We start from the raw sequence: 24,001 nt of genomic DNA, 5'->3' as shown, positions 1-24,001 counted from the left end.
TATCTGGAGTTATGCATGAGCATTGTTCAGCACCTGATCCACGGCGAGCTGGTTACTAAAGGCGAGCGCACTGCCGATGTGTTCAACCCGTCCACTGGCCAGGCAGTTCGAAAGGTCGAGCTGGCCAGTCGTGCAACCGTTCAGCAAGCCATCGATTCGGCCAAGGCTGCCTTCCCGGCCTGGCGCAACACCCCGCCTGCCAAGCGTGCTCAGGTCATGTTCCGCTTCAAGCAGTTGCTGGAGCAGAACGAAGCCAAGATCTCGCAGATGATCAGCGAAGAGCACGGCAAGACCCTGGAAGACGCCGCTGGTGAACTGAAGCGCGGTATCGAGAACGTGGAGTTCGCCTGTGCTGCCCCTGAAGTGTTGAAAGGCGAGTACAGCCGCAACGTTGGCCCGAATATCGATGCCTGGTCCGACTTCCAGCCGCTGGGTGTGGTTGCCGGTATCACCCCATTCAACTTCCCGGCCATGGTTCCGCTGTGGATGTATCCATTGGCCATCGCTTGCGGTAACGCATTCATCCTCAAGCCCTCCGAGCGCGACCCGAGTTCCACGCTGTTCATTGCCCAGTTGCTGCTTGAGGCCGGTTTGCCAAAAGGCATCCTCAACGTGGTCCACGGTGACAAGGAAGCCGTGGATGCGCTGATCGAGGCGCCTGAGGTCAAGGCGCTGAGCTTCGTGGGTTCGACCCCGATCGCCGAGTACATCTACGCTGAAGGCACCAAGCGCGGCAAGCGTGTGCAGGCGCTGGGCGGAGCCAAGAACCATGCGGTACTGATGCCGGATGCCGACCTGGACAACGCGGTCAGTGCACTTATGGGCGCGGCGTATGGTTCGTGCGGCGAGCGTTGCATGGCGATTTCGGTCGCGGTCTGCGTGGGTGACCAGGTGGCCGATGCGCTGATTGCCAAACTGGAGCCGCAGATCAAGGCACTGAAGATTGGTGCCGGCACTGCTTGCGGTCTGGACATGGGCCCGCTGGTAACCGCTGCGGCTCGCGACAAGGTGGTCGGTTATATCGACGACGGCGTTGCCGCTGGTGCCAAACTGGTGGTCGATGGCCGTGGCTACCGCGTATCGGGCAATGAGGATGGTTACTTCGTAGGTGGCACGCTGTTCGACAACGTGACGCCAGAGATGCGCATCTATAGAGAAGAGATCTTCGGCCCGGTGTTGTGCGTCGTGCGCGTGAACAGCCTGGAGCAGGCCATGCAGCTGATCAATGATCACGAGTATGGCAACGGCACCTGCATCTTCACCCGTGACGGCGAAGCTGCACGCCTGTTCTGCGACGAGATCGAAGTGGGCATGGTCGGCGTCAACGTCCCGCTGCCGGTGCCGGTGGCTTACCACAGCTTCGGCGGCTGGAAGCGTTCGCTGTTCGGCGACCTGCACGCCTATGGTCCGGATGGCGTGCGCTTCTATACCCGTCGCAAGGCGATCACCCAGCGTTGGCCGCAGCGTGCGAGCCACGAGGCTTCGCAGTTCGCGTTCCCAAGCCTGTAAGGGTTGCGATAGCAGCGGGGGAGGCCGAAAGGCCTCCCCCGCTTTGTTTCCAGTGGCGTCCTTGCAGACCAACCGGGTAGGCGAGAGCCTTGCTCGCGATGCGCCGCGCGGGCGGCGCTCGATCTACAAACCACTGAATGCATCGCGGCGGGCACCTGGCGGCCTCGATACGGTCCGTGTTTGCCATCATTTCAATTTAAATGAACATTAACGGTTGACGGCCTCTCGAATCCCCTTATAATGCGCCCCACTTCCGACGCAGTCGAAACGAAAAACTCCTTGTTAATCAACAAGTTGAGCGTTTAGAAAGCAATCGGAAGCGCTGAAAGAGGTGGTTGACAGCGTTTTAAAACGCTGTATTATTCGCCTCCCGCTACGAGAGATCGCAGCGAGTCAAGTGTTTGAAGCTAAACGAGTTTCTCGCAAAAAACTTCAAAATAAACGCTTGACAGCAAATGAGGAAAGCGTAGAATGCGCGCCTCGGTTGAGGCGAAACGCTCTTAGCCAAACGCTCTTTAACAAATCGAATCAAGCAATTCGTGTGGGTGCTTGTGAGTACGGACTGATAGTCACAAAGATTATCAGCATCACAAGTGACCATGCGAGAAATCACATAGTCATTTGAGATTGCTGAGCCAAGTTTAGGGTTTCTTAAAAACCCAAGCAGTATTGAACTGAAGAGTTTGATCATGGCTCAGATTGAACGCTGGCGGCAGGCCTAACACATGCAAGTCGAGCGGATGACGGGAGCTTGCTCCTTGATTCAGCGGCGGACGGGTGAGTAATGCCTAGGAATCTGCCTGGTAGTGGGGGACAACGTTTCGAAAGGAACGCTAATACCGCATACGTCCTACGGGAGAAAGCAGGGGACCCTCGGGCCTTGCGCTATCAGATGAGCCTAGGTCGGATTAGCTAGTTGGTGAGGTAATGGCTCACCAAGGCGACGATCCGTAACTGGTCTGAGAGGATGATCAGTCACACTGGAACTGAGACACGGTCCAGACTCCTACGGGAGGCAGCAGTGGGGAATATTGGACAATGGGCGAAAGCCTGATCCAGCCATGCCGCGTGTGTGAAGAAGGTCTTCGGATTGTAAAGCACTTTAAGTTGGGAGGAAGGGCAGTAAGCTAATACCTTGCTGTTTTGACGTTACCGACAGAATAAGCACCGGCTAACTCTGTGCCAGCAGCCGCGGTAATACAGAGGGTGCAAGCGTTAATCGGAATTACTGGGCGTAAAGCGCGCGTAGGTGGTTCGTTAAGTTGGATGTGAAAGCCCCGGGCTCAACCTGGGAACTGCATCCAAAACTGGCGAGCTAGAGTACGGTAGAGGGTGGTGGAATTTCCTGTTTAGCGGTGAAATGCGTAGATATAGGAAGGAACACCAGTGGCGAAGGCGACCACCTGGACTGATACTGACACTGAGGTGCGAAAGCGTGGGGAGCAAACAGGATTAGATACCCTGGTAGTCCACGCCGTAAACGATGTCAACTAGCCGTTGGAATCCTTGAGATTTTAGTGGCGCAGCTAACGCATTAAGTTGACCGCCTGGGGAGTACGGCCGCAAGGTTAAAACTCAAATGAATTGACGGGGGCCCGCACAAGCGGTGGAGCATGTGGTTTAATTCGAAGCAACGCGAAGAACCTTACCAGGCCTTGACATGCAGAGAACTTTCCAGAGATGGATTGGTGCCTTCGGGAACTCTGACACAGGTGCTGCATGGCTGTCGTCAGCTCGTGTCGTGAGATGTTGGGTTAAGTCCCGTAACGAGCGCAACCCTTGTCCTTAGTTACCAGCACGTTATGGTGGGCACTCTAAGGAGACTGCCGGTGACAAACCGGAGGAAGGTGGGGATGACGTCAAGTCATCATGGCCCTTACGGCCTGGGCTACACACGTGCTACAATGGTCGGTACAGAGGGTTGCCAAGCCGCGAGGTGGAGCTAATCTCACAAAACCGATCGTAGTCCGGATCGCAGTCTGCAACTCGACTGCGTGAAGTCGGAATCGCTAGTAATCGCGAATCAGAATGTCGCGGTGAATACGTTCCCGGGCCTTGTACACACCGCCCGTCACACCATGGGAGTGGGTTGCACCAGAAGTAGCTAGTCTAACCTTCGGGAGGACGGTTACCACGGTGTGATTCATGACTGGGGTGAAGTCGTAACAAGGTAGCCGTAGGGGAACCTGCGGCTGGATCACCTCCTTAATCGACGACATCAGCCTACTGATGAGCTCCCACACGAATTGCTTGATTCATTGTCGAAGACGATCAAGACCCTATATAGGTCTGTAGCTCAGTTGGTTAGAGCGCACCCCTGATAAGGGTGAGGTCGGCAGTTCAAATCTGCCCAGACCTACCAATATGCGGGGCCATAGCTCAGCTGGGAGAGCGCCTGCCTTGCACGCAGGAGGTCAGCGGTTCGATCCCGCTTGGCTCCACCACTCGCTTACTTGATCAGAACTTAGAAATGAACATTCAGATCGAATGTTGATTTCTGACTTTTGTCAGATCGTTCTTTAAAAATTCGGATATGTGATAGATAGACTGACACGCACTTTCACTGGTGTGATGTCAGGCTAAGGTAAAATTTGTGAGTTCTGCTCTTAATTGAGCAACATGCGAATTTTCGGCGAATGTCGTCTTCACAGTATAACCAGATTGCTTGGGGTTATATGGTCAAGTGAAGAAGCGCATACGGTGGATGCCTTGGCAGTCAGAGGCGATGAAAGACGTGGTAGCCTGCGATAAGCTTTGGGGAGTCGGCAAACAGACTGTGATCCAGAGATCTCTGAATGGGGGAACCCAGCCAGCATAAGCTGGTTATCTTGTACTGAATACATAGGTACAAGAGGCGAACCAGGGGAACTGAAACATCTAAGTACCCTGAGGAAAAGAAATCAACCGAGATTCCCTTAGTAGTGGCGAGCGAACGGGGACCAGCCCTTAAGTTGATTTGAGATTAGTGGAACGCTCTGGAAAGTGCGGCCATAGTGGGTGATAGCCCCGTACACGAAAATCTCTTATCAATGAAATCGAGTAGGACGGAGCACGAGAAACTTTGTCTGAACATGGGGGGACCATCCTCCAAGGCTAAATACTACTGACTGACCGATAGTGAACCAGTACCGTGAGGGAAAGGCGAAAAGAACCCCGGAGAGGGGAGTGAAATAGAACCTGAAACCGTATGCGTACAAGCAGTGGGAGCCTACTTTGTTAGGTGACTGCGTACCTTTTGTATAATGGGTCAGCGACTTATATTCAGTGGCAAGCTTAACCGAATAGGGGAGGCGTAGCGAAAGCGAGTCTTAATAGGGCGTTTAGTCGCTGGGTATAGACCCGAAACCGGGCGATCTATCCATGGGCAGGTTGAAGGTTAGGTAACACTGACTGGAGGACCGAACCGACTACCGTTGAAAAGTTAGCGGATGACCTGTGGATCGGAGTGAAAGGCTAATCAAGCTCGGAGATAGCTGGTTCTCCTCGAAAGCTATTTAGGTAGCGCCTCATGTATCACTCCAGGGGGTAGAGCACTGTTTCGGCTAGGGGGTCATCCCGACTTACCAAACCGATGCAAACTCCGAATACCTGGAAGTGCCGAGCATGGGAGACACACGGCGGGTGCTAACGTCCGTCGTGAAAAGGGAAACAACCCAGACCGTCAGCTAAGGTCCCAAAGTCATGGTTAAGTGGGAAACGATGTGGGAAGGCTTAGACAGCTAGGAGGTTGGCTTAGAAGCAGCCATCCTTTAAAGAAAGCGTAATAGCTCACTAGTCGAGTCGGCCTGCGCGGAAGATGTAACGGGGCTCAAACCATGCACCGAAGCTACGGGTGTCATCTTTGATGACGCGGTAGAGGAGCGTTCTGTAAGCCTGTGAAGGTGAGTTGAGAAGCTTGCTGGAGGTATCAGAAGTGCGAATGCTGACATGAGTAACGACAATGGGAGTGAAAAACTCCCACGCCGAAAGACCAAGGTTTCCTGCGCAACGTTAATCGACGCAGGGTTAGTCGGTCCCTAAGGCGAGGCTGAAAAGCGTAGTCGATGGAAAACAGGTTAATATTCCTGTACTTCCAGTTATTGCGATGGAGGGACGGAGAAGGCTAGGCCAGCTTGGCGTTGGTTGTCCAAGTTTAAGGTGGTAGGCTGAGATCTTAGGCAAATCCGGGATCTTAAGGCCGAGAGCTGATGACGAGTTGCCTTTAGGCGACGAAGTGGTTGATGCCATGCTTCCAAGAAAAGCTCCTAAGCTTCAGATAACTGGGAACCGTACCCCAAACCGACACAGGTGGTCGGGTAGAGAATACCAAGGCGCTTGAGAGAACTCGGGTGAAGGAACTAGGCAAAATGGCACCGTAACTTCGGGAGAAGGTGCGCCGACGAGGGTGAAGGACTTGCTCCGTAAGCCCATGTCGGTCGAAGATACCAGGCCGCTGCGACTGTTTATTAAAAACACAGCACTCTGCAAACACGAAAGTGGACGTATAGGGTGTGACGCCTGCCCGGTGCCGGAAGGTTAATTGATGGGGTTAGCGCAAGCGAAGCTCTTGATCGAAGCCCCGGTAAACGGCGGCCGTAACTATAACGGTCCTAAGGTAGCGAAATTCCTTGTCGGGTAAGTTCCGACCTGCACGAATGGCGTAACGATGGCGGCGCTGTCTCCACCCGAGACTCAGTGAAATTGAAATCGCTGTGAAGATGCAGTGTATCCGCGGCTAGACGGAAAGACCCCGTGAACCTTTACTATAGCTTTGCACTGGACTTTGAATTTGCTTGTGTAGGATAGGTGGGAGGCTTTGAAGTGGGGACGCCAGTTCTCATGGAGCCATTCTTGAAATACCACCCTGGCAACTTTGAGGTTCTAACTCAGGTCCGTTATCCGGATCGAGGACAGTGTATGGTGGGTAGTTTGACTGGGGCGGTCTCCTCCCAAAGAGTAACGGAGGAGTACGAAGGTGCGCTCAGACCGGTCGGAAATCGGTCGCAGAGTATAAAGGCAAAAGCGCGCTTGACTGCGAGACAAACACGTCGAGCAGGTACGAAAGTAGGTCTTAGTGATCCGGTGGTTCTGTATGGAAGGGCCATCGCTCAACGGATAAAAGGTACTCCGGGGATAACAGGCTGATACCGCCCAAGAGTTCATATCGACGGCGGTGTTTGGCACCTCGATGTCGGCTCATCACATCCTGGGGCTGAAGCCGGTCCCAAGGGTATGGCTGTTCGCCATTTAAAGTGGTACGCGAGCTGGGTTTAGAACGTCGTGAGACAGTTCGGTCCCTATCTGCCGTGGACGTTTGAGATTTGAGAGGGGCTGCTCCTAGTACGAGAGGACCGGAGTGGACGAACCTCTGGTGTTCCGGTTGTCACGCCAGTGGCATTGCCGGGTAGCTATGTTCGGAAGAGATAACCGCTGAAAGCATCTAAGCGGGAAACTTGCCTCAAGATGAGATCTCACTGGAACCTTGAGTTCCCTAAAGGGCCGTCGAAGACTACGACGTTGATAGGTTGGGTGTGTAAGCGCTGTGAGGCGTTGAGCTAACCAATACTAATTGCCCGTGAGGCTTGACCATATAACACCCAAGCAATTTGCTGACGCAGATTGCGGTGGTGAAGACGAAACGACCGAAAGTTCGCAAAACCACAAATTCACATATCCGAATTGGCCAAGAGTGTTTACACGACATTCTGGCAACAGAATTTCTTGACGACCATAGAGCATTGGAACCACCTGATCCCATCCCGAACTCAGCAGTGAAACGATGCATCGCCGATGGTAGTGTGGGGTTTCCCCATGTGAGAGTAGGTCATCGTCAAGATTCATTTCGCAAAACCCCTATCTGCGCGAGCAGGTAGGGGTTTTGTCTTTCTGGCGCAGCCGCGCCCGCGTGTCCCCCGCATTAGTCGCCTCCCACATTTGCAGCCAGATCACTAGAATAGAGCCGACGTACCCATTCAGAGCTCTGTATGCCCAACCCTTTAGAACCTGAAGCGCTAGATCGACTCCCCCTTAAAGAGCTCGTCGCCTGTCATGAATGCGACCTGTTGATGCGCAAGCCGGTACTGCAGCGAGACGAAAAGGCTCAGTGCCCGCGCTGTGGATATGAGCTGTACGCTCACCGTCACAACGTGGTCAACCGCAGCCTGGCCCTGGTGCTGACAGCTTTGTTGCTCTACGTGCCCGCCAACTTCCTGCCGATCATGCAGTTGCACCTGCTTGGGCAGACCTCCGATGACACCGTCTGGACAGGTGTGGTGGGTCTGTACAATTCGCAAATGCGGGGTGTGGCAGTGGTGGTCTTCCTCTGCAGCATGGCCATCCCTGCGGTGAAATTACTGTGTCAGTTGCTGGTGCTGTTGAGCATTCGCCTCGACGTAGGGCGCAGCTACGGTTTGCTGTTCTATCGCATTTATCATCATTTGCGAGATTGGGGCATGCTCGAGGTCTATTTCATGGGCGTGCTGGTGGCGATCGTCAAGCTCGTCGACCTGGCCGAGCTTACCGTAGGGCTTGGCCTGTTCTGCTTTATCAGTCTTTTGCTGATACAGGTCTGGCTGGAAGTGGTGATGTCTCCACACCAGATCTGGAGCGCACTTTCCGGGGAGGATCTCCATGCGGGCGATTGATGCAGGCATCCTGGTCTGTAATGAATGCCATGAGTTGAACCGCCAGGAGGCCGACAGTACTTCGCAGACCTGCACGCGGTGTGGTGCGGTCGTGCATGCGCGTCGGCCAAACAGTATCGTGCGCACTTGGGCGCTGCTGATCACTGCGTCGATCCTCTACATTCCGGCGAACATGCTGCCGATCATGACCGTCAGCACGCTTGGGCAGGGTAGCCCCGACACCATCATGTCCGGTGTCATCACCCTGCTGCAGCACGGCATGCTGCCAATCGCCGCCGTGGTGTTCATTGCCAGCATTTTGGTACCCACCTTCAAGTTGGTGGGTATCGGCCTGCTGCTGTACTCGGTGCAGCGTCACCAGCCCTTGTCAGCGCGACAAAGGATCCTGATGTACCGCTTCATCGAATTCATTGGGCGCTGGTCCATGCTCGATATCTTCGTCATTGCCATATTAGTGGCCGTGGTGAATTTCGGGCGTATCGCCAGTGTCGAAGCCAACTTGGGTGCCGTTGCATTTGCCAGTGTGGTGATCCTGACGATGCTCGCAGCTTTAACTTTTGATCCCCGACTGATCTGGGATAACACGGAGTCGGATGACGACCATGAGTGACGTGCCTACGGCTAGAACCCGACCAGCTTCGAACTGGTCGGCTATCTGGATTTTGCCGCTGATCGCCTTGCTGATCGGTGGCTGGTTGGCTTGGCAGGCCTATCGCGATGCGGGTGTTGAAATCGAAGTTCGATTCGAGAGCGGGGAAGGAATCGTCGCCAACAAGACCGAAGTCATCTACAAGGGCATGCCCGTCGGCAAGGTGAAGAGCCTGGTGCTCGATGCCAAGGGCGAGAACCAAGGTGTCATCGCCACCATTGAGATGAACAAGGCCGCCCAGCCTCATCTGAATAAAGGCACGCGCTTCTGGCTGGTCAAGCCCAGTGTCAGCCTGGCAGGTATTTCCGGCCTTGAGACACTGGTGTCCGGTAACTACATCGCGGTGAGCCCAGGCGAGGGTGAGCGCACCAAGCGCTTCACTGCGCTGAAAGTGGCGCCGCCGCTGTCGGACTCCGAGCCAGGCCTGCACCTTACCCTCAAAGCCGAACGGCTGGGTTCGCTCAACCGTGACAGCCCCGTGTTCTATAAGCAGATCCAGGTGGGTCGGGTAAAGAGCTACCGCTTGTCCGAGGATCAGGAAACCGTCGAGATCAAAGTGTTCATCGAACCGGCTTATGCCAGCCTGGTGCGAAAGCACACGCGGTTCTGGAATGCCAGTGGCATCAGCATCGACGCTGACCTGTCTGGCGTGAAGGTGCGCAGCGAGTCGCTGTCCAGTATCGTGGCCGGGGGGATTGCCTTCGCCACACCGGAATACCGCAAGGACAGCCCGCCCACCGATCCGAGCCTGCCATTCCGTCTGTACGAGGACTTCGATGCAGCCCAGGCGGGAATACGGATCAAGGTCAAGCTCACCGACTATGAAGGCTTGCAGGCCGGGCGCACGCCCGTGATGTACAAGGGGATCCAGGTCGGTTCGCTCAAGGCCCTGAAGATGGAAGACAACCTGGGCAGTGCCACGGCCGAGCTGACACTCGACCCGCTGGCCGAGGACTACCTGGTAGAAGGCACGCAGTTCTGGGTGGTCAAGCCGTCGATCTCCCTGGCCGGCATCACCGGCCTGGAAGCATTGGTCAAAGGTAACTACATCGCGATTCGTCCGGGCGAGAAGGGGGCCAAGCCTCTGCGCGAGTTCGAGGCCAGGCCCAAGGCGCCACCGCTCGACCTGAAATCCCCAGGCCTGCACATGGTGCTGTTCGCCGATACCTTGGGATCGCTCGAAATCGGCAGCCCGGTGATGTACCGCCAGGTCAAGGTCGGTAGCGTGCAGAGCTACCAGTTTGCCCGTAACAGCAATCGCATCCTGATTGGCGTGCATATCGAGCAGGAGTACCAGAACCTGGTAAACGGCTCGTCCCGATTCTGGAACGTCAGCGGTATCACGCTGACCGGAGGGCTGTCGGGCATCAAGATCAAGAGCGAGTCACTGCAGACGCTTATGGCCGGCGGTATCGCATTCGACACACCGGTTGCGAACGTGGCGCTCAAACGCCGGATTCCACGTTTCCGCCTGCATGAGAGCCAGGAGGCAGTGAATCGTGCCGGCACCTTGGTGACCATCCGTGTCACCCGGGCCGATGGCTTGAAGCCTGGTACCGCGATTCGCTTCCGTGGCCTGGATGTGGGCAGTGTCGAGAGTGTCGACCTGACTGCTGACCTGCAAGCAGTGCTGCTGCGAGCGCGCATTACCGAAGCAGCCGACCGCATTGCCCGTGTCGGTACTCAGTTCTGGGTGGTCAAGCCTTCACTTGGTCTCGTACGCACCGAGAACCTGGATACCCTGGTAGGTGGGCAATACCTGGAAGTGCTGCCGGCAGCCAAGGACAAGGGGCCGCAGCGTGATTTCATTGCACTGGCCGATGCCCCGGCGTTCACGGAGCCGGAAGTCGGCTTGCCCCTGACCCTGAGCGCGCCCCGCCGTGGGTCTATCAAGCCGGGCGTACCTGTCACCTACCGTGAAGTGGCGGTAGGCAAGGTCACCGGCTTCGAGCTTGGGCAGAATGCCGACCGGGTGCTGATCCATATCCTGATCGAGCCTCGCTACGCCGCCTTGGTACGCAGTGGCAGCCGATTCTGGAACAGCAGCGGCTTTGGCTTCGATTGGGGTCTGTTCAAAGGCGCCACGGTGCGGACCGAGTCGGTGGAGACGCTGATCGATGGCGGTATCGCCTTTGCGACACCGGATGGCGAACAGATGGGCACCCCAGCCCGGCCTCAGCAGACCTTTGCCTTGTTCGACAAGGCCGAGGATGAATGGCTGCAATGGGCGCCCAAGATCCAGATTGCCAAGTAAGGGGCATTTCTCAGGCGGGGCCGCGTGCGGCCCCCACTGATTGCCAGCGAACCGGCGATTGCAGAAGCAAATCGCAGGCAATAAAAAACCGACCCTAGGGTCGGTTTTTCGACAAGCGCGTCGCTTAGGCAGCTGCAGCTTCTTTCAGCGCCTTGATGTGGCCATTCAGACGGCCTTTGTGGCGAGCAGCCTTGTTCTTGTGGATGATGCCCTTGTCGGCCATACGGTCGATTACAGGCACAGCCAGGATGTAGGCGGCTTGCGCTTTTTCGGCGTCTTTTGCGTCGATGGCTTTGACTACATTCTTGATGTAGGTGCGGACCATGGAACGCAGGCTGGCGTTGTGGCTGCGACGCTTCTCAGCCTGTTTTGCACGTTTCTTGGCGGAAGGTGTGTTGGCCACCGTCGAGCTCCTCGAAAGACTTTAGGTAAATAGCAAACAAAATAGGCCGCGAATCATGCCGATCAGTCGAGCGGATGTCAAGGCCACCTGCAGGGTTCCGCCGAGCGGTGCGCCAACAAGAGGGAAATATTCCTTTCTGCTGCGCGACCTGTAAACTCGGGAATTTTTGGCTCCCATGCGAAGGCGCGGGAGTATCGCACATTCGGACGCTGTCTGGCAGCGTCCTCTGCCCTTGGCGTGAAACTTTTCGATGAACCTGCTCAAATCCCTCGCCGCTGTCAGCTCCATCACCATGATTTCCAGGGTACTGGGCTTCGTTCGTGACACCATCCTGGCGCGTGTGTTTGGCGCTGGTATCGCCACCGACGCCTTCTTCATCGCCTTCAAGCTGCCCAACCTGCTGCGACGCATTTTCGCCGAGGGCGCATTCTCGCAAGCCTTCGTGCCGATCCTGGCCGAGTACAAGACTCAACAGGGCGAGGAGGCGACCCGCACCTTCATCGCCTATGTCAGTGGCCTGCTGACCCTGGCCTTGGCGCTGGTCACCGCCGTCGGCATCCTCGCCGCGCCCTGGGTGGTGTGGGCAACCGCGCCCGGGTTCGTTGACAGCCCCGAGAAGTACCAGCTGACCACCGACCTGCTGCGCGTGACCTTTCCTTATATACTGTTGATCTCGTTGTCGTCCCTGGCCGGCGCGATCCTCAATACCTGGAACCGTTTCTCCGTCCCGGCGTTCACCCCGACCTTGCTGAACGTGGCGATGATCGCCTTCGCGTTGCTGCTGACGCCGTATTTCGACCCGCCCATCATGGCGCTGGCCTGGGGGGTACTGGCCGGCGGCCTGGCGCAACTCGTCTACCAGCTGCCGGCGCTGAAGAAGATCGGCATGCTCGTGCTGCCGCGCCTCAACCTGCGCGACACGGGCGTCTGGCGCGTGCTCAAGCAGATGCTGCCGGCCATCCTGGGGGTGTCGGTCAGCCAGATCTCGCTGATCATCAACACCATCTTCGCGTCCTTCCTGGTGGCCGGCTCGGTGTCGTGGATGTACTACGCCGACCGCCTCATGGAACTGCCGTCAGGCGTGCTGGGTGTCGCGTTGGGCACCATCCTGCTGCCGACCCTGGCCAAGACCTACGCCAACAAGGACCGCGAAGAGTATTCGCGCATTCTCGACTGGGGCCTGCGACTGTGCTTCCTGCTGGTGCTGCCCTGCACCCTGGCCCTGGCGATCCTGGCCGAGCCGCTGACCGTGGCACTGTTCCAGTACGGCAAGTTCAGCGCCTTCGATGCGGCCATGACCCAGCGTGCGCTCATCGCCTATTCCGTGGGCTTGCTGGCGATCATTCTGGTCAAGGTGCTAGCACCTGGCTTCTATGCGCAGCAGAATATCCGGACCCCGGTGAAGATCGCCATTTTCACCCTGGTCTGCACCCAGCTGTTCAACCTGGCGCTGATCGGCCCCCTCAAGCATGCCGGCCTGGCCCTGGCCATCAGCCTTGGCGCCTGCCTCAATGCCGGACTGCTGTTCTGGAAGCTGCGCAGCCAGCAATTGTTCCAGCCGCAGCCAGGCTGGGCCATGTTCCTGTTCAAGCTGGTGTTGGCGGTGACGCTGATGTCGGCGGTGTTGCTGGTGGGCATGCATTACCTGCCAGCCTGGGAGCTGGGCGGCATGCTCGAACGTTTCGTACGCCTGGGGGCATTGATCCTGGCGGGGGTGGTGACCTATTTCGGTTGCCTGTACCTGTGTGGTTTCCGGCCCCGGCATTTCGCCCGCAAGGCCCTGCATTGAAGCTGAAGGCGGGTCAGGCGTCGGTTTTTCGCATTCCACGCCACCCCTCGGCGCTGTTGCCTGTCACCAGCGCCCGGGTGTGGTTATAATCGGCCACTTTATGAGCAAGAAGCGCGTTATGCAGCTGGTTCGAGGTCTTCACAACCTGCGCCCCGAGCACCGGGGCTGTGTCGCCACCATTGGCAACTTCGACGGGGTTCACCGTGGCCACCAGGCAATCCTGGCGCGCCTGCGCGAGCGCGGCCAGGCCATGGGCCTGCCCACTTGCGTGGTGGTCTTCGAGCCTCAGCCTCGCGAATACTTCGCCCCGGACACCGCGCCCGCGCGCCTGGCACGCCTGCGCGACAAGGTCGAGCTGCTGGCTGGCGAAGGTATCGACCGCGTTCTATGCCTGTCTTTCAACCAACGTCTGAGCCAGCTCAGCGCCGAGGCCTTCGTCAAGGCGATCCTGGTCGATGGTCTTGGCGTGAAGCATCTGGAAGTGGGCGATGACTTCCGCTTCGGCTGCGACCGCGCCGGCGATTTCGCCTTCCTGGTTGAGGCAGGTCACCGCTACGGCTTCACCGTCGAGGCGGCCAACACCGTGATTCAGGACGGCCTGCGCGTCAGCAGCACCGAGGTGCGCAAGGCGTTGTCCGAGGCCAACTTCGAACTGGCCGAACACCTGCTGGGCCGCCCGTACAGCATCACCGGGCGGGTATTGCATGGCCAGAAGCTGGCGCGCCAGCTTGGCACCCCAACCGCCAACATCCAGCTCAAGCGCCGCCGCGTGCCGCTGTCCGGGGTCTACCTGGCCAGTATCGAGATCGACGGCAAGGCCTGGCCGGGCGTTGGCAACATTGGCGTGCGCCCCACCGTATCCGGTGACGGGCGCCCGCACCTCGAGATTCATCTGCTGGATTATGCCGGCGATCTGTATGGCCGGCGCCTGACGGTGGAATTCCACCACAAGCTGCGTGAAGAGCAGCGTTTCGCCTCCCTGGAGGCGCTGAAGTCGGCGATCGACGCGGACATCGCCGCCGCACGTGCACATTGGCACGCTCAACCGCTAACGAAGAGCCTGAAATGACCGACTACAAAGCCACGCTAAACCTTCCGGACACCGCCTTCCCGATGAAGGCCGGCCTGCCTCAGCGCGAACCGCAGATTCTGCAGCGCTGGGACAGCATTGGCCTGTACCAGAAGCTGCGCGAAATTGGCAAGGACCGTCCGAAGTTCGTCCTGCACGACGGCCCGCCCTATGCCAACGGCAAGATTCACATCGGTCATGCGCTGAACAAGATCCTCAAGGACATGATCGTCCGTTCCAAGACCCTGGCAGGCTTCGATGCGCCATACGTGCCGGGTTGGGACTGCCACGGTCTGCCGATCGAGCACAAGGTCGAGGTCACCCACGGCAAGCACCTGTCGGCCGACCGCACCCGCGAGCTGTGCCGAGAGTACGCCGCCGAGCAGATCGAAGGGCAGAAGACCGAGTTCATCCGCCTTGGCGTGCTGGGTGACTGGGACAACCCCTACAAGACCATGAACTTCGCCAACGAGGCCGGTGAAATCCGCGCCCTGGCCGAAATGGTCAAGCAAGGTTTCGTGTTCAAGGGCCTCAAGCCGGTGAACTGGTGTTTCGATTGCGGTTCTGCACTTGCAGAAGCCGAGGTCGAGTACGCCGACAAGAAGTCCCAGACCATCGATGTGGCCTTCCCGGTTGCCGACGCCGACAAGCTGGCCGCCGCCTTCGGCCTGTCGGCGCTGGCCAAGCCCGCTGCCATCGTGATCTGGACCACCACCCCGTGGACCATCCCTGCCAACCAGGCGCTGAACATCCACCCGGAGTTCAAGTACGCCCTGGTCGATACCGGCGAGCGCCTGCTGGTGCTGGCCGAAGAATTGGTCGAGTCGTGCCTCAAGCGCTACAACCTGGAAGGCACGGTGCTGGCTACCGCCCAGGGTTCGGCCCTGGAACTGATCAACTTCCGTCACCCGTTCTACGACCGCCTGTCGCCGATCTACCTGGCCGACTACGTCGAACTGGGCGCCGGTACCGGTGTGGTTCACTCCTCGCCAGCCTACGGTGAAGACGACTTCGTCACCTGCAAGCGCTACGGCATGGTCAACGACGACATCCTCACACCGGTGCAAAGCAACGGTGTGTATGTCGACTCGCTGGAATTCTTCGGCGGTCAGTTCATCTGGAAGGCCAACCCGGCCATCGTCGAGAAGCTGAGCGAAGTCGGTGCGCTGATGCACACCGAAACCATCAGCCACAGCTACATGCACTGCTGGCGCCACAAGACTCCGCTGATCTACCGCGCCACCGCGCAATGGTTCGTCGGCATGGACAAGCAGCCAACCACAGGCCAGCCGCTGCGCGAGCGCGCGCTCAAGGCCATCGAGGACACCAAGTTCGTCCCGGCCTGGGGCCAGGCGCGCCTGCACGCGATGATCGCCAACCGCCCGGACTGGTGCATCTCGCGTCAGCGCAACTGGGGCGTGCCGATTCCGTTCTTCCTGCACAAGCAGACCGGCGAGCTGCACCCACGTACCGTCGAGCTGATGGAAGAAGTGGCCAAGCGCGTCGAGAAAGAAGGCATCGAGGCGTGGTTCAAGCTGGACGCCGCCGAGCTGCTGGGTGAAGAAGCCGGCCAGTACGACAAGATCGCCGATACCCTGGACGTGTGGTTCGACTCGGGCACCACCCACTGGCACGTGCTGCGTGGCTCCCACGACATCGGTCATTCCACTGGCCCGCGCGCCGACCTGTACCTGGAAGGTTCCGACCAGCACCGCGGCTGGTTCCACTCGTCCTTGCTGACCGGTTGCGCCATCGACAACCACGCGCCGTACCGCGAGCTGCTGACCCACGGCTTCACCGTGGACGAGAACGGCCGCAAGATGTCCAAGTCGCTGGGCAACACCATCGAGCCGGAAAAGGTCAACAACACCCTGGGCGCCGACATCCTGCGCCTGTGGGTAGCCGCCACCGACTACTCCGGTGAAATGGCTGTTTCCGAGCAGATCCTGCAGCGCAGCGCTGATGCCTACCGCCGCATCCGCAACACCGCGCGCTTCCTGCTTTCCAACCTGTCCGGTTTCGACCCGGCCCGCGACCTGCTGGCCCCGGAAGACATGATCGCACTGGACCGTTGGGCGGTTGACCGCACCCTGCTGCTGCAGCGCGAGCTGGAAGAGAACTACAGCGAGTACCGCTTCTGGAACGTCTACTCCAAGGTTCACAACTTCTGCGTCCAGGAGCTGGGTGGTTTCTACCTCGACATCATCAAGGATCGCCAGTACACCACCGGCGCCAACAGTGTCGCCCGTCGTTCCTGCCAGACCGCGCTCTACCATATCAGCGAGGCGCTGGTGCGCTGGATCGCCCCGATCCTGGCCTTCACTGCCGACGAGATCTGGCAGTACCTGCCAGGCGAGCGTAACGAGTCGGTGATGCTCAATGGCTGGTACGAAGGCCTGAGCGAGCTGCCGGAAGGCACCGAGCTGGACCGCGCTTATTGGGATCGCGTCATGGCGGTCAAGGCCGCGGTCAACAAGGAGCTGGAGAACCAGCGTTCGGCCAAGGTCATCGGCGGCAACCTGCAGGCGGAAGTTACCCTGTACGCCGAGGACGCCCTCAGCGCCGACCTGGCCAAGCTGGGCGACGAGCTGCGCTTCGTGCTGATCACCTCGGCGGCCAGCGTCGTGCCGTTCGTCCAGGCACCGGCGGATGCCGTTGCAACCGAAGTCGAAGGCCTCAAGCTGAAAGTGGTCAAGTCCGGTCACGCCAAGTGCGGCCGTTGCTGGCATTTCCGCGCTGACGTCGGCAGCCACCCGGAGCATCCGGAAATCTGCGGCCGTTGCGTCGACAACCTGAGCGGTTCGGGTGAGGTGCGCCACTATGCCTAACCCTGCAGCGGGGCGCTTCGGGCGCCTTGCCTGGCTCTGGCTCAGCCTGGTGGTCCTGGTCCTTGACCAGGTCACCAAGGTGTACTTCGAAGGCAAGTTGAGCCTGTACCAACAGATCGTCGTCATTCCCGACTACTTCAGCTGGACCCTGGCCTACAACACCGGCGCAGCATTCAGCTTCCTGGCGGAAAGTTCGGGCTGGCAGCGCTGGCTGTTCGCCCTCATCGCCGTGGTGGTCAGTGCCGTGCTGGTAGTCTGGCTCAAGCGCCTGGGGCGCAGCGAGACCTGGCTGGCGGTGGCCCTGTCGCTGGTGCTTGGCGGTGCGCTGGGCAACCTGTACGACCGGATCGTGCTCGGCCATGTGGTCGACTTCATCCTGGTGCACTGGCAGAACCGTTACTATTTCCCGGCCTTCAACCTGGCCGACAGCGCCATTACCGTCGGTGCGGTGATGCTGGCGCTGGATATGTTCAAGAGCAAGAAGTCCGAGGAAGCTGTCCATGACTGAAACCCGTATCGGCCAGAACACCGAAGTGACCCTGCACTTCGCGCTGCACCTGGAAAACGGCGACACCGTCGACAGCACCTTCGACAAGGCCCCGGCGACCTTCAAGGTCGGTGATGGCAACCTGCTGCCTGGTTTTGAAAATGCGCTGTTCGGCTTCAAGGCCGGCGACAAGCGCACGGTCGTCGTGGCCCCGGAGAATGCCTTCGGCCAGCCCAACCCGCAGAACGTGCAGGTCATGCCGCGGTCTCAGTTCGAGGGCATGGAGTTGTCCGAAGGGCTGTTGGTCATCTTCAACGACGCCGCCAACACCGAGCTGCCGGGTGTGGTCAAAGCGTTCGATGACGACCAGGTGACCATCGACTTCAATCACCCACTGGCTGGCAAGACCCTTAACTTCGAGGTGGAAATCCTCGAGGTCAAGGCGCTTTGAGCCTGGAGCCGAGCATGCAAATCAAACTCGCCAACCCGCGCGGCTTCTGCGCGGGGGTCGACCGGGCGATCGAGATCGTCAACCGCGCCCTGGAAGTCTTCGGCCCACCGATCTACGTGCGTCACGAAGTGGTGCACAACAAGTTCGTCGTCGAAGACCTGCGCAACCGTGGCGCCGTCTTCGTCGAAGAGCTGGACCAGGTGCCGGATGACGTGATCGTCATTTTCAGCGCCCATGGCGTCTCCCAGGCGGTGCGCCAGGAAGCTGCCGGCCGTGGCCTGAAGGTGTTCGACGCCACCTGCCCGCTGGTGACCAAGGTCCACATCGAGGTGGCCAAGTACAGCCGCGATGGCCGTGAGTGCATCCTCATCGGCCACGCCGGTCACCCGGAAGTCGAAGGCACCATGGGGCAGTACGATCCCAGCAATGGCGGCTCCATCTACCTTGTCGAAGACGAGAACGATGTGGCCAGGCTGCAAGTGCGCAACCCCGATCACCTGGCCTTCGTGACCCAGACGACCCTGTCGATGGACGATACCAGCCGTGTGATCGACGCCCTGCGCGCGCGCTTCCCGAACATTGGCGGCCCGCGCAAGGATGACATCTGCTACGCGACCCAGAACCGCCAGGACGCGGTCAAGCAATTGGCCGACGAGTGTGATGTGGTGCTGGTGGTGGGGAGCCCCAACAGCTCCAACTCCAACCGCCTGCGCGAGTTGGCAGAGCGCATGGGCACACCGGCCTACCTGATCGATGGTGCCGAAGACCTGCAACGTGCCTGGTTCGACGGCATGGCCCGCATCGGCATTACCGCGGGTGCTTCGGCGCCGGAGGTGCTGGTGCGTGGCGTGATCGAGCAGCTCAGGTCCTGGGGCGCGACCGGTGCCGAAGAGCTCGATGGACGCGAAGAGAACATCACCTTCTCGATGCCCAAGGAGCTGCGGGTTCGCTCGCTGATCTGATCAGCTGGCCTGGCAAGCGGGTCGGTCGGGTTCGTCTGTCGTCAGCCTGACCCGACCGCTCGGTGCCACGATGACCCGATAGGGTGTGCTTTCGGCAACCCGTCTGCACACCTCCAGCGTTATCCCTTGCAGACTGGCATTGCGCCCCTGCGCGATGCCGATCTCGCTGAATACCACCTCTCTGCTCGTACTCGCCACGACCCGCAGCGGTCGCGCCAGGCGATGTTCCCGCAGCACTTGTTCGTTGTCAGCGAGCACGATTCGCCAACCTGTCCCCCAGTCACTGTCCAACGGTTGAATCGCCACCGCACGGCTTTGCAGAAGCGCATGGCTGCGAGCGCTACGCAAGCCTTGCAAGAGGTCCCGTGCGGCTGCCGAGCGATGCAGGTCATCGGTCATGTTGATGTAGGCAGGCATGCCCAGTTGCGTAAGCACCGCCGCGAGCGCCAACGCGAACATCATTTGTATCAGTGTTGCCCCTTGTTGCCGCACCGTGCATTCCTCCCCCGGAAGTGCTTCGCTTTAGCTTCAAGGTCGATGGCGGCAAGGTCCAGTCGGCCAAGTTCGCGCTCTTCAGGGGGAAAAGTCGCAGGAGGTGCACGGATGCGCACGAGGGATCAGGGGATGACGCTGTTGGAAGTGCTGTTGGCCGTGGTGGTGGTGTCGTTGAGCATGTTCGCTGCGGCCGCATCGCAGTTGCGAGCGATGCAAGCCACCGAAAGCGCCCGCCACGAGGGGCAGGCCGCGTTGAGCGCGCACAGCGAGCACGAGCGGGGCAGGGTCCAGGGCAGGCAGCCATGAGCCGCGAGCAAGGAGGCTTCGGCCTGCTCGAAGTGATGCTGGCGCTTGCCATCGGGCTGATGTGCCTGGCGGCGGTCAGCCAGGTGTTCGTCGCCGCGCATCAGGCCTGGCGCCTGCAAGGCGCGGCGGTCCATATGCAGGACGATGCCCGGTTTGCACTGCTGCACATGGCGCAAAGCATACGCATGGCCGGCATGTTCGGGTGTCTGCGAGCGCAACCTGGCGACTTCAAGGCACCAGAGGCGATCCAGGCCTTCGCCCAGCCGTTGCAAGTCGGTACATCCAGCCTCGACCTGGTCGTGGCCGAGTTGCCTGGATACACCGGAATACCGAACTGGACCCTTCGCACCGATTGCATCGAACAGGTACAGGTGCATCGCGCGCGCGAGGGCAACGACCAGCTTCCTTTGGCGTTTCCGATCAGCCGCCACAGCTACCGGCTTGAAGGCACGACGTTGGTCTTCAAGCGCGCCAACAGCCGAAACTTCCAGCCTCTGGTCAACCACGTGCGCGAACTGCGCTTGGTCCATGTGCCAGCGCTTGGCGGAGGGCGGGTGGATATCCAGCTGGCGCTGTACGAGCCAACCTTGGGTATCGAGCAGCGTTACGCACTGACCGTTGCGGTACGCAACCCGGTGGACGAATCATGAAACGCCAACGCGGCATGGTGCTGTTGCTGGCGTTGGTGCTGAGCCTGCTACTTGCCCTGATTGCAGCGTCGGCCTTGCGCGATGCGCTGTTGGAGACGCGCATGACCGGTTACCTGCGCGATGGCCTGCAGGCGCTGGAACAGGTGGAGACCACCCTGCAGTTCGCCGAAGCCGAGCTGGAGCGCGCGCCACCTGCATTGTGCAAGGACTGCCAGCCCCCTTCGCGCCCGCACGAGCTGCAGGGGGCATGGCAAGGCACCGAGAGCGGCTACTTTCAGCTTCAGAATCTGGGCGCGAGTACCCGTGCCGCCCACCGCGCAGAGGGCGAGGAAGTCACGTTGTACAGGGTGACCGCCGTCAGTCGCCAGAGCGAGTCAAGGCAAGTGGTGGAGGCGGTCTACGCTGTGCCAGCCGCTCACGGGCAGGTAGCGCAGCGCATCCTTTGGCGGCAGAGACTGAGGCGGGACTGACATGCAGCAAGGTTTGAGCCTGATCGAGTTGTTGATTGTCCTGGCCGTGACCGGCATTCTGGCAGCCATTGCCTACCCCAGTTACAGCGACCAGCTCAGGCGAGCCGCACGCAGCGAAGTGGTTGGCCTGCTGCACGAAGCCGCCCTGCGCCTGGAGCGTCATCGTGCGCTCACTGGCCAGTATGCCGAGGGCGACCCCCGGTTACCTGACGGGAATCGTCACTACAGGCTGCACGCCCAACGTGGCAGCGACACCTTCACGCTGTTGGCACGCCGGCTGCCGAGCGGCCTGATGGCCGTTGATCGCTGTGGCGATTTCCAGCTCGACCAGGCCGGTGTGCGCGCCAACCCCGGCGCGTCCGGCGACGCTGAACGCTGTTGGGGAAGCTGAAGGTTGAATGATGCCGGGTGCATCGCGGATTTACTTCAGGTGTTTGGATCGACAGATGAGCAAACGAGTAGTGGTTGTTGGCGGCGGAGTGATCGGCCTGCTGACGGCGTTCAACCTGGCGGAGAAAGTCGGCCAGGTAGTGGTCTGTGACCAGGGCGAGGTTGGCCGCGAGTCGTCCTGGGCCGGTGGCGGTATCGTCTCGCCGCTGTACCCGTGGCGCTACAGCCCGGCGGTCACCGCCTTGGCGCACTGGTCGCAGGACTTTTATCCACAGCTTGGCGAGCGTCTGTTCGCCAGCACCGGGTTGGACCCGGAAGTTCACACCACCGGCCTGTACTGGCTCGACCTGGACGACGAAGCTGAAGCTTTGGCTTGGGCTCAGCGCGCGGGCCGCCCGCTCAGTGCCGTCGACATCTCGGCTGCCTACGACGCGGTCCCGGTCATGGGGCCTGGTTTCAAGCGGGCCATCTACATGGCCGGCGTAGCCAACGTGCGTAATCCTCGCCTGGTGAAGTCGCTCAAGGCGGCATTGCTGGCGCTGCCCAACGTGACAATGCGCGAGCATTGCCAGATCACAGGGTTCCGTCAAGAAAGCGGGTGCGTGACAGGCGTACGGACCGCTGACGGGGTGATCGAGGCCGATGACGTGGTACTCAGCGCTGGCGCCTGGAGTGGCGACCTGCTCGGCACCCTGGGCCTGACCTTGCCGGTGGAACCGGTGAAGGGGCAGATGATCCTCTTCAAGTGCGCCGCCGATTTCCTGCCCAGCATGGTACTGGCCAAGGGGCGTTATGCAATTCCACGACGTGATGGGCACATTCTGGTGGGCAGTACGCTGGAGCATGCCGGTTACGACAAGACGCCAACGCCAGAGGCACTGGAAAGCCTGAAGGCTTCGGCGGTGGAGTTGCTACCGGCGCTGGCAGATGCCGAGGTCGTGGGGCACTGGGCCGGTTTGCGGCCAGGCTCACCGGAAGGCATCCCATACATCGGGCGGGTGCCGGGGCATGATGGGCTGTGGCTCAATTGCGGGCATTATCGCAACGGGCTGGTGCTGGCGCCGGCATCGTGCCAACTGTTCACCGATCTGCTGACAGGGGCCGAGCCGATTATCGACCCGGCGCCCTATGCGCCGGCGGGGCGCCTTGGCTGATCGTGCGCTGGGCCGCAGTGCGGCCCGTGATCTTCTCGGGCTCCGCGCGCTCCTTGTGGGCGTTGGCTGGCCGGCGATGCGCCGGCCAAGCCATCAGCCATTGCAGCCTGTCAGCGGCACCTGAAGGTGCCGGCTTGGATAATGCTGCTCATACACCTTGCACACCCGCAGCACGTGCTCATCGGCAAACCGCCCGGCAACCACTTGCAGCCCGACGGGCAACCCCTCGCGGGTAAACCCGCACGGTATGGAGGCCGCGGGCTGCTGAGTCAGGTTGAAGGGGTAGCTGAACGGCGTCCATTCCATCCATTGTGCCATCCCTGACCCAGGCGGCACATTGTGCCCCGCCTCGAATGCCACCAGCGGCAACATGGGCGTTACCAGCACGTCATAGCGCTGATGGAAGGCATTCATCTTCGCGATCAGATCCGCCCGGGCCTCCAGTGCCTGGGTGTATTCGCTCAGGTTGATTCGCGCACCCTGTTCGGCGATCCACCGCAGCCCAGGGTCAAGCAGGGCTCGCTGCTCATCGCTGAACGCGCTGGCCAACCGTGCAGCTCCGGCAAACCACAGCGTATTGAAGGTTTCCAGCGGGTCGCCGAATCCTGGGTCGACTGCTTCGACCTGCGCCCCCAACCGAGCCAGGCGCTTCACCGCCTGTGCCACCAACGCCTGGATCTGCGGGTCGACGTTCACATACCCGAAATCGGCGCTGTAGGCGATGCGCAGGTGGCCAAGGTCCTGATCCTGACCCAGCCACGGCGTCTGGCGTGGTGCGCCTGCCAGCCCGTCGCGCGCATCGGGTCGGGCGACGCAGTCGAGCATCAGCACCGAGTCGTCGACCGTGCGCGTCATCGGCCCCAAGTGCGAGAGGACGGTCATGGCGCTGGCCGGCCATTGCGGTACATAGCCGAACGTTGGCTTGATGCCGAATGTACCGGTAAAGGCACAGGGGATACGGATCGAGCCACCGGCATCGCTTCCTTGGTGCAGCACGCCCAGGTTCAGCGCGGCAGCCGCCGCGGCGCCGCCGGATGATCCGCCAGCGGTCAGCCGGGTATCCCAGGGGTTACGAGTGATGCCATACAGCGGATTGTCGGTGACCCCCTTCCAGCCGAACTCCGGCGTAGTGGTCTTGCCCACCAGCACCGCGCCGGCTTCGCGCATGAAGGCGGTGAAGGGCGCATCAACTTCCCATGGGCCTGCAGCCGACGTGGTGCGCGAACCCTTGCGCGTGGGCATGCCAGAGGTCAGGGTCAGGTCCTTGATCGAGGCAGGCACGCCATCCAGCCGGCCACAGGGCTCACCCCGCAGCCACCGTCGTTCGCTGGCGCGGGCCGCGGCGCGGGCCCCCTCGCCGTCGACATGGCAGTAGGCATTGACTACCGGGTTGTGCAGGTCGATGCGCGTCAGCACATCGTCGACCACCTCCACCGGTGACAACTGCCGGCGTTGGTACAGCTCCAGCAGTTCGACGGCGGTGAACTCGCCAATCGCGGTTTTCTCGGTCAT

General features: G+C 60.0%; 18 protein-coding genes, 2 tRNA genes and 3 rRNA genes. 20 read left to right on the top strand and 3 right to left on the bottom strand.

Annotated elements, in window-relative coordinates; all coding sequences use genetic code 11:
- The first annotated feature begins 15 nt into the window (after nucleotides 1-15).
- The 9 genes from P3R38_RS21655 (at nucleotide 16) to P3R38_RS21615 (ending at nucleotide 11,035) form a co-directional block, all read left to right on the top strand.
- The gene (locus tag P3R38_RS21655; RefSeq protein ID WP_277686588.1) at nucleotides 16-1,509 is read left to right on the top strand and encodes a CoA-acylating methylmalonate-semialdehyde dehydrogenase; all 1,494 of its coding nucleotides are present in this window, start codon (nucleotides 16-18) and stop codon (nucleotides 1,507-1,509) included.
- A 671-nt stretch (nucleotides 1,510-2,180) separates the two neighbouring features.
- Nucleotides 2,181-3,717, top strand: a 16S ribosomal RNA gene (locus P3R38_RS21650).
- 77 nt (nucleotides 3,718-3,794) lie between these two features.
- Nucleotides 3,795-3,871: transfer RNA gene (locus tag P3R38_RS21645), tRNA-Ile, on the top strand.
- 6 nt (nucleotides 3,872-3,877) lie between these two features.
- Nucleotides 3,878-3,953: transfer RNA gene (locus P3R38_RS21640), tRNA-Ala, on the top strand.
- A gap of 233 nt (nucleotides 3,954-4,186) precedes the next feature.
- A 23S ribosomal RNA gene (locus P3R38_RS21635) occupies nucleotides 4,187-7,078 on the top strand.
- A gap of 130 nt (nucleotides 7,079-7,208) precedes the next feature.
- Nucleotides 7,209-7,324, top strand: a 5S ribosomal RNA gene (gene rrf / locus P3R38_RS21630).
- Together the 16S, 23S and 5S rRNA genes with 2 tRNA genes alongside form the textbook arrangement of a ribosomal RNA operon.
- A gap of 148 nt (nucleotides 7,325-7,472) precedes the next feature.
- On the top strand, nucleotides 7,473-8,132 hold the full coding sequence (locus tag P3R38_RS21625; protein WP_027907754.1) for a paraquat-inducible protein A: 660 nt from the start codon (nucleotides 7,473-7,475) through the stop codon (nucleotides 8,130-8,132).
- Nucleotides 8,119-8,742: a paraquat-inducible protein A gene (locus tag P3R38_RS21620; RefSeq protein ID WP_023382473.1), complete on the top strand. Its 624-nt coding sequence runs from the start codon at nucleotides 8,119-8,121 to the stop codon at nucleotides 8,740-8,742. Before P3R38_RS21625 ends, P3R38_RS21620 begins: the two co-directional genes overlap by 14 nt.
- Nucleotides 8,735-11,035: an MlaD family protein gene (locus P3R38_RS21615; RefSeq protein WP_023382472.1), complete on the top strand. Its 2,301-nt coding sequence runs from the start codon at nucleotides 8,735-8,737 to the stop codon at nucleotides 11,033-11,035. Before P3R38_RS21620 ends, P3R38_RS21615 begins: the two co-directional genes overlap by 8 nt.
- Before the next feature lie 124 nt (nucleotides 11,036-11,159).
- Here the strand turns inward: P3R38_RS21615 and rpsT are convergent, their stop codons facing one another.
- Nucleotides 11,160-11,438, bottom strand: coding sequence for a 30S ribosomal protein S20 (gene rpsT / locus P3R38_RS21610; protein ID WP_023382471.1), 279 nt, complete (start codon nucleotides 11,436-11,438; stop codon nucleotides 11,160-11,162).
- 250 nt (nucleotides 11,439-11,688) lie between these two features.
- Here rpsT and murJ point away from each other — a divergent pair, with 250 nt between their 5' ends.
- The 6 genes from murJ to ispH all read left to right on the top strand — a co-directional run bounded on the left by murJ (nucleotide 11,689) and on the right by ispH (nucleotide 19,024).
- A complete protein-coding gene (gene murJ / locus P3R38_RS21605; RefSeq protein ID WP_023382470.1) occupies nucleotides 11,689-13,227 on the top strand; it encodes a murein biosynthesis integral membrane protein MurJ in 1,539 nt (512 codons plus the stop codon).
- A 118-nt stretch (nucleotides 13,228-13,345) separates the two neighbouring features.
- Nucleotides 13,346-14,296: a bifunctional riboflavin kinase/FAD synthetase gene (gene ribF / locus P3R38_RS21600; RefSeq protein ID WP_023382469.1), complete on the top strand. Its 951-nt coding sequence runs from the start codon at nucleotides 13,346-13,348 to the stop codon at nucleotides 14,294-14,296.
- Nucleotides 14,293-17,124 (top strand): isoleucine--tRNA ligase, encoded by a 2,832-nt coding sequence (ileS, locus tag P3R38_RS21595; RefSeq protein WP_023382468.1) that lies wholly within the window; start codon nucleotides 14,293-14,295, stop codon nucleotides 17,122-17,124. The genes ribF and ileS overlap by 4 nt, the downstream gene beginning before the upstream one ends.
- Nucleotides 17,117-17,632, top strand: coding sequence for a signal peptidase II (gene lspA / locus P3R38_RS21590; protein WP_023382467.1), 516 nt, complete (start codon nucleotides 17,117-17,119; stop codon nucleotides 17,630-17,632). Before ileS ends, lspA begins: the two co-directional genes overlap by 8 nt.
- Nucleotides 17,625-18,062, top strand: a complete 438-nt coding sequence (gene fkpB, locus P3R38_RS21585) for an FKBP-type peptidyl-prolyl cis-trans isomerase (RefSeq protein WP_023382466.1) — start codon at nucleotides 17,625-17,627, stop codon at nucleotides 18,060-18,062. Before lspA ends, fkpB begins: the two co-directional genes overlap by 8 nt.
- A gap of 14 nt (nucleotides 18,063-18,076) precedes the next feature.
- Entirely contained in the window at nucleotides 18,077-19,024 is a 948-nt protein-coding gene (gene ispH, locus P3R38_RS21580; RefSeq protein WP_023382465.1) for a 4-hydroxy-3-methylbut-2-enyl diphosphate reductase, read from the top strand.
- Here ispH and P3R38_RS21575 read toward each other — a convergent pair whose 3' ends face one another.
- Nucleotides 19,025-19,516 carry a GspH/FimT family pseudopilin gene (locus tag P3R38_RS21575; RefSeq protein ID WP_027907755.1) on the bottom strand — a complete coding sequence of 164 codons (492 nt, stop codon included), beginning with the start codon at nucleotides 19,514-19,516 and terminating at the stop codon, nucleotides 19,025-19,027.
- A 111-nt stretch (nucleotides 19,517-19,627) separates the two neighbouring features.
- On the opposite strand from P3R38_RS21575, the gene P3R38_RS21570 reads away from it, so the two are divergent.
- Genes P3R38_RS21570 through thiO form a run of 5 tightly spaced genes read left to right on the top strand, consistent with a single transcriptional unit; the run spans nucleotide 19,628 to nucleotide 22,489 of the window.
- Complete coding sequence (locus P3R38_RS21570; RefSeq protein WP_027907756.1) at nucleotides 19,628-19,825, top strand: prepilin-type N-terminal cleavage/methylation domain-containing protein; 198 nt, start codon at nucleotides 19,628-19,630, stop codon at nucleotides 19,823-19,825.
- The gene (locus P3R38_RS21565; protein WP_023382462.1) at nucleotides 19,822-20,475 is read left to right on the top strand and encodes a prepilin-type N-terminal cleavage/methylation domain-containing protein; all 654 of its coding nucleotides are present in this window, start codon (nucleotides 19,822-19,824) and stop codon (nucleotides 20,473-20,475) included. The genes P3R38_RS21570 and P3R38_RS21565 overlap by 4 nt, the downstream gene beginning before the upstream one ends.
- Nucleotides 20,472-20,945 carry a hypothetical protein gene (locus P3R38_RS21560; RefSeq protein WP_023382461.1) on the top strand — a complete coding sequence of 158 codons (474 nt, stop codon included), beginning with the start codon at nucleotides 20,472-20,474 and terminating at the stop codon, nucleotides 20,943-20,945. Before P3R38_RS21565 ends, P3R38_RS21560 begins: the two co-directional genes overlap by 4 nt.
- Nucleotide 20,946: 1 nt before the next feature.
- Nucleotides 20,947-21,336 (top strand): type IV pilin protein, encoded by a 390-nt coding sequence (locus tag P3R38_RS21555; protein ID WP_023382460.1) that lies wholly within the window; start codon nucleotides 20,947-20,949, stop codon nucleotides 21,334-21,336.
- A 55-nt stretch (nucleotides 21,337-21,391) separates the two neighbouring features.
- Nucleotides 21,392-22,489 carry a glycine oxidase ThiO gene (thiO, locus tag P3R38_RS21550; protein WP_023382459.1) on the top strand — a complete coding sequence of 366 codons (1,098 nt, stop codon included), beginning with the start codon at nucleotides 21,392-21,394 and terminating at the stop codon, nucleotides 22,487-22,489.
- Between the two features lie 93 nt (nucleotides 22,490-22,582).
- On the opposite strand, the gene P3R38_RS21545 is transcribed toward thiO, so the two are convergent.
- Entirely contained in the window at nucleotides 22,583-24,001 is a 1,419-nt protein-coding gene (locus P3R38_RS21545) for an amidase (RefSeq protein ID WP_104881226.1), read from the bottom strand.

The organism is Pseudomonas sp. NyZ480 (assembly GCF_029537255.1).
GTDB classification, from domain to species: Bacteria; Pseudomonadota; Gammaproteobacteria; order Pseudomonadales; family Pseudomonadaceae; genus Aquipseudomonas; species Aquipseudomonas taiwanensis.
The sequence above is the reverse complement of the archived record's forward strand: the minus strand, read 5'-3'. Positions and strand labels throughout refer to the sequence as shown.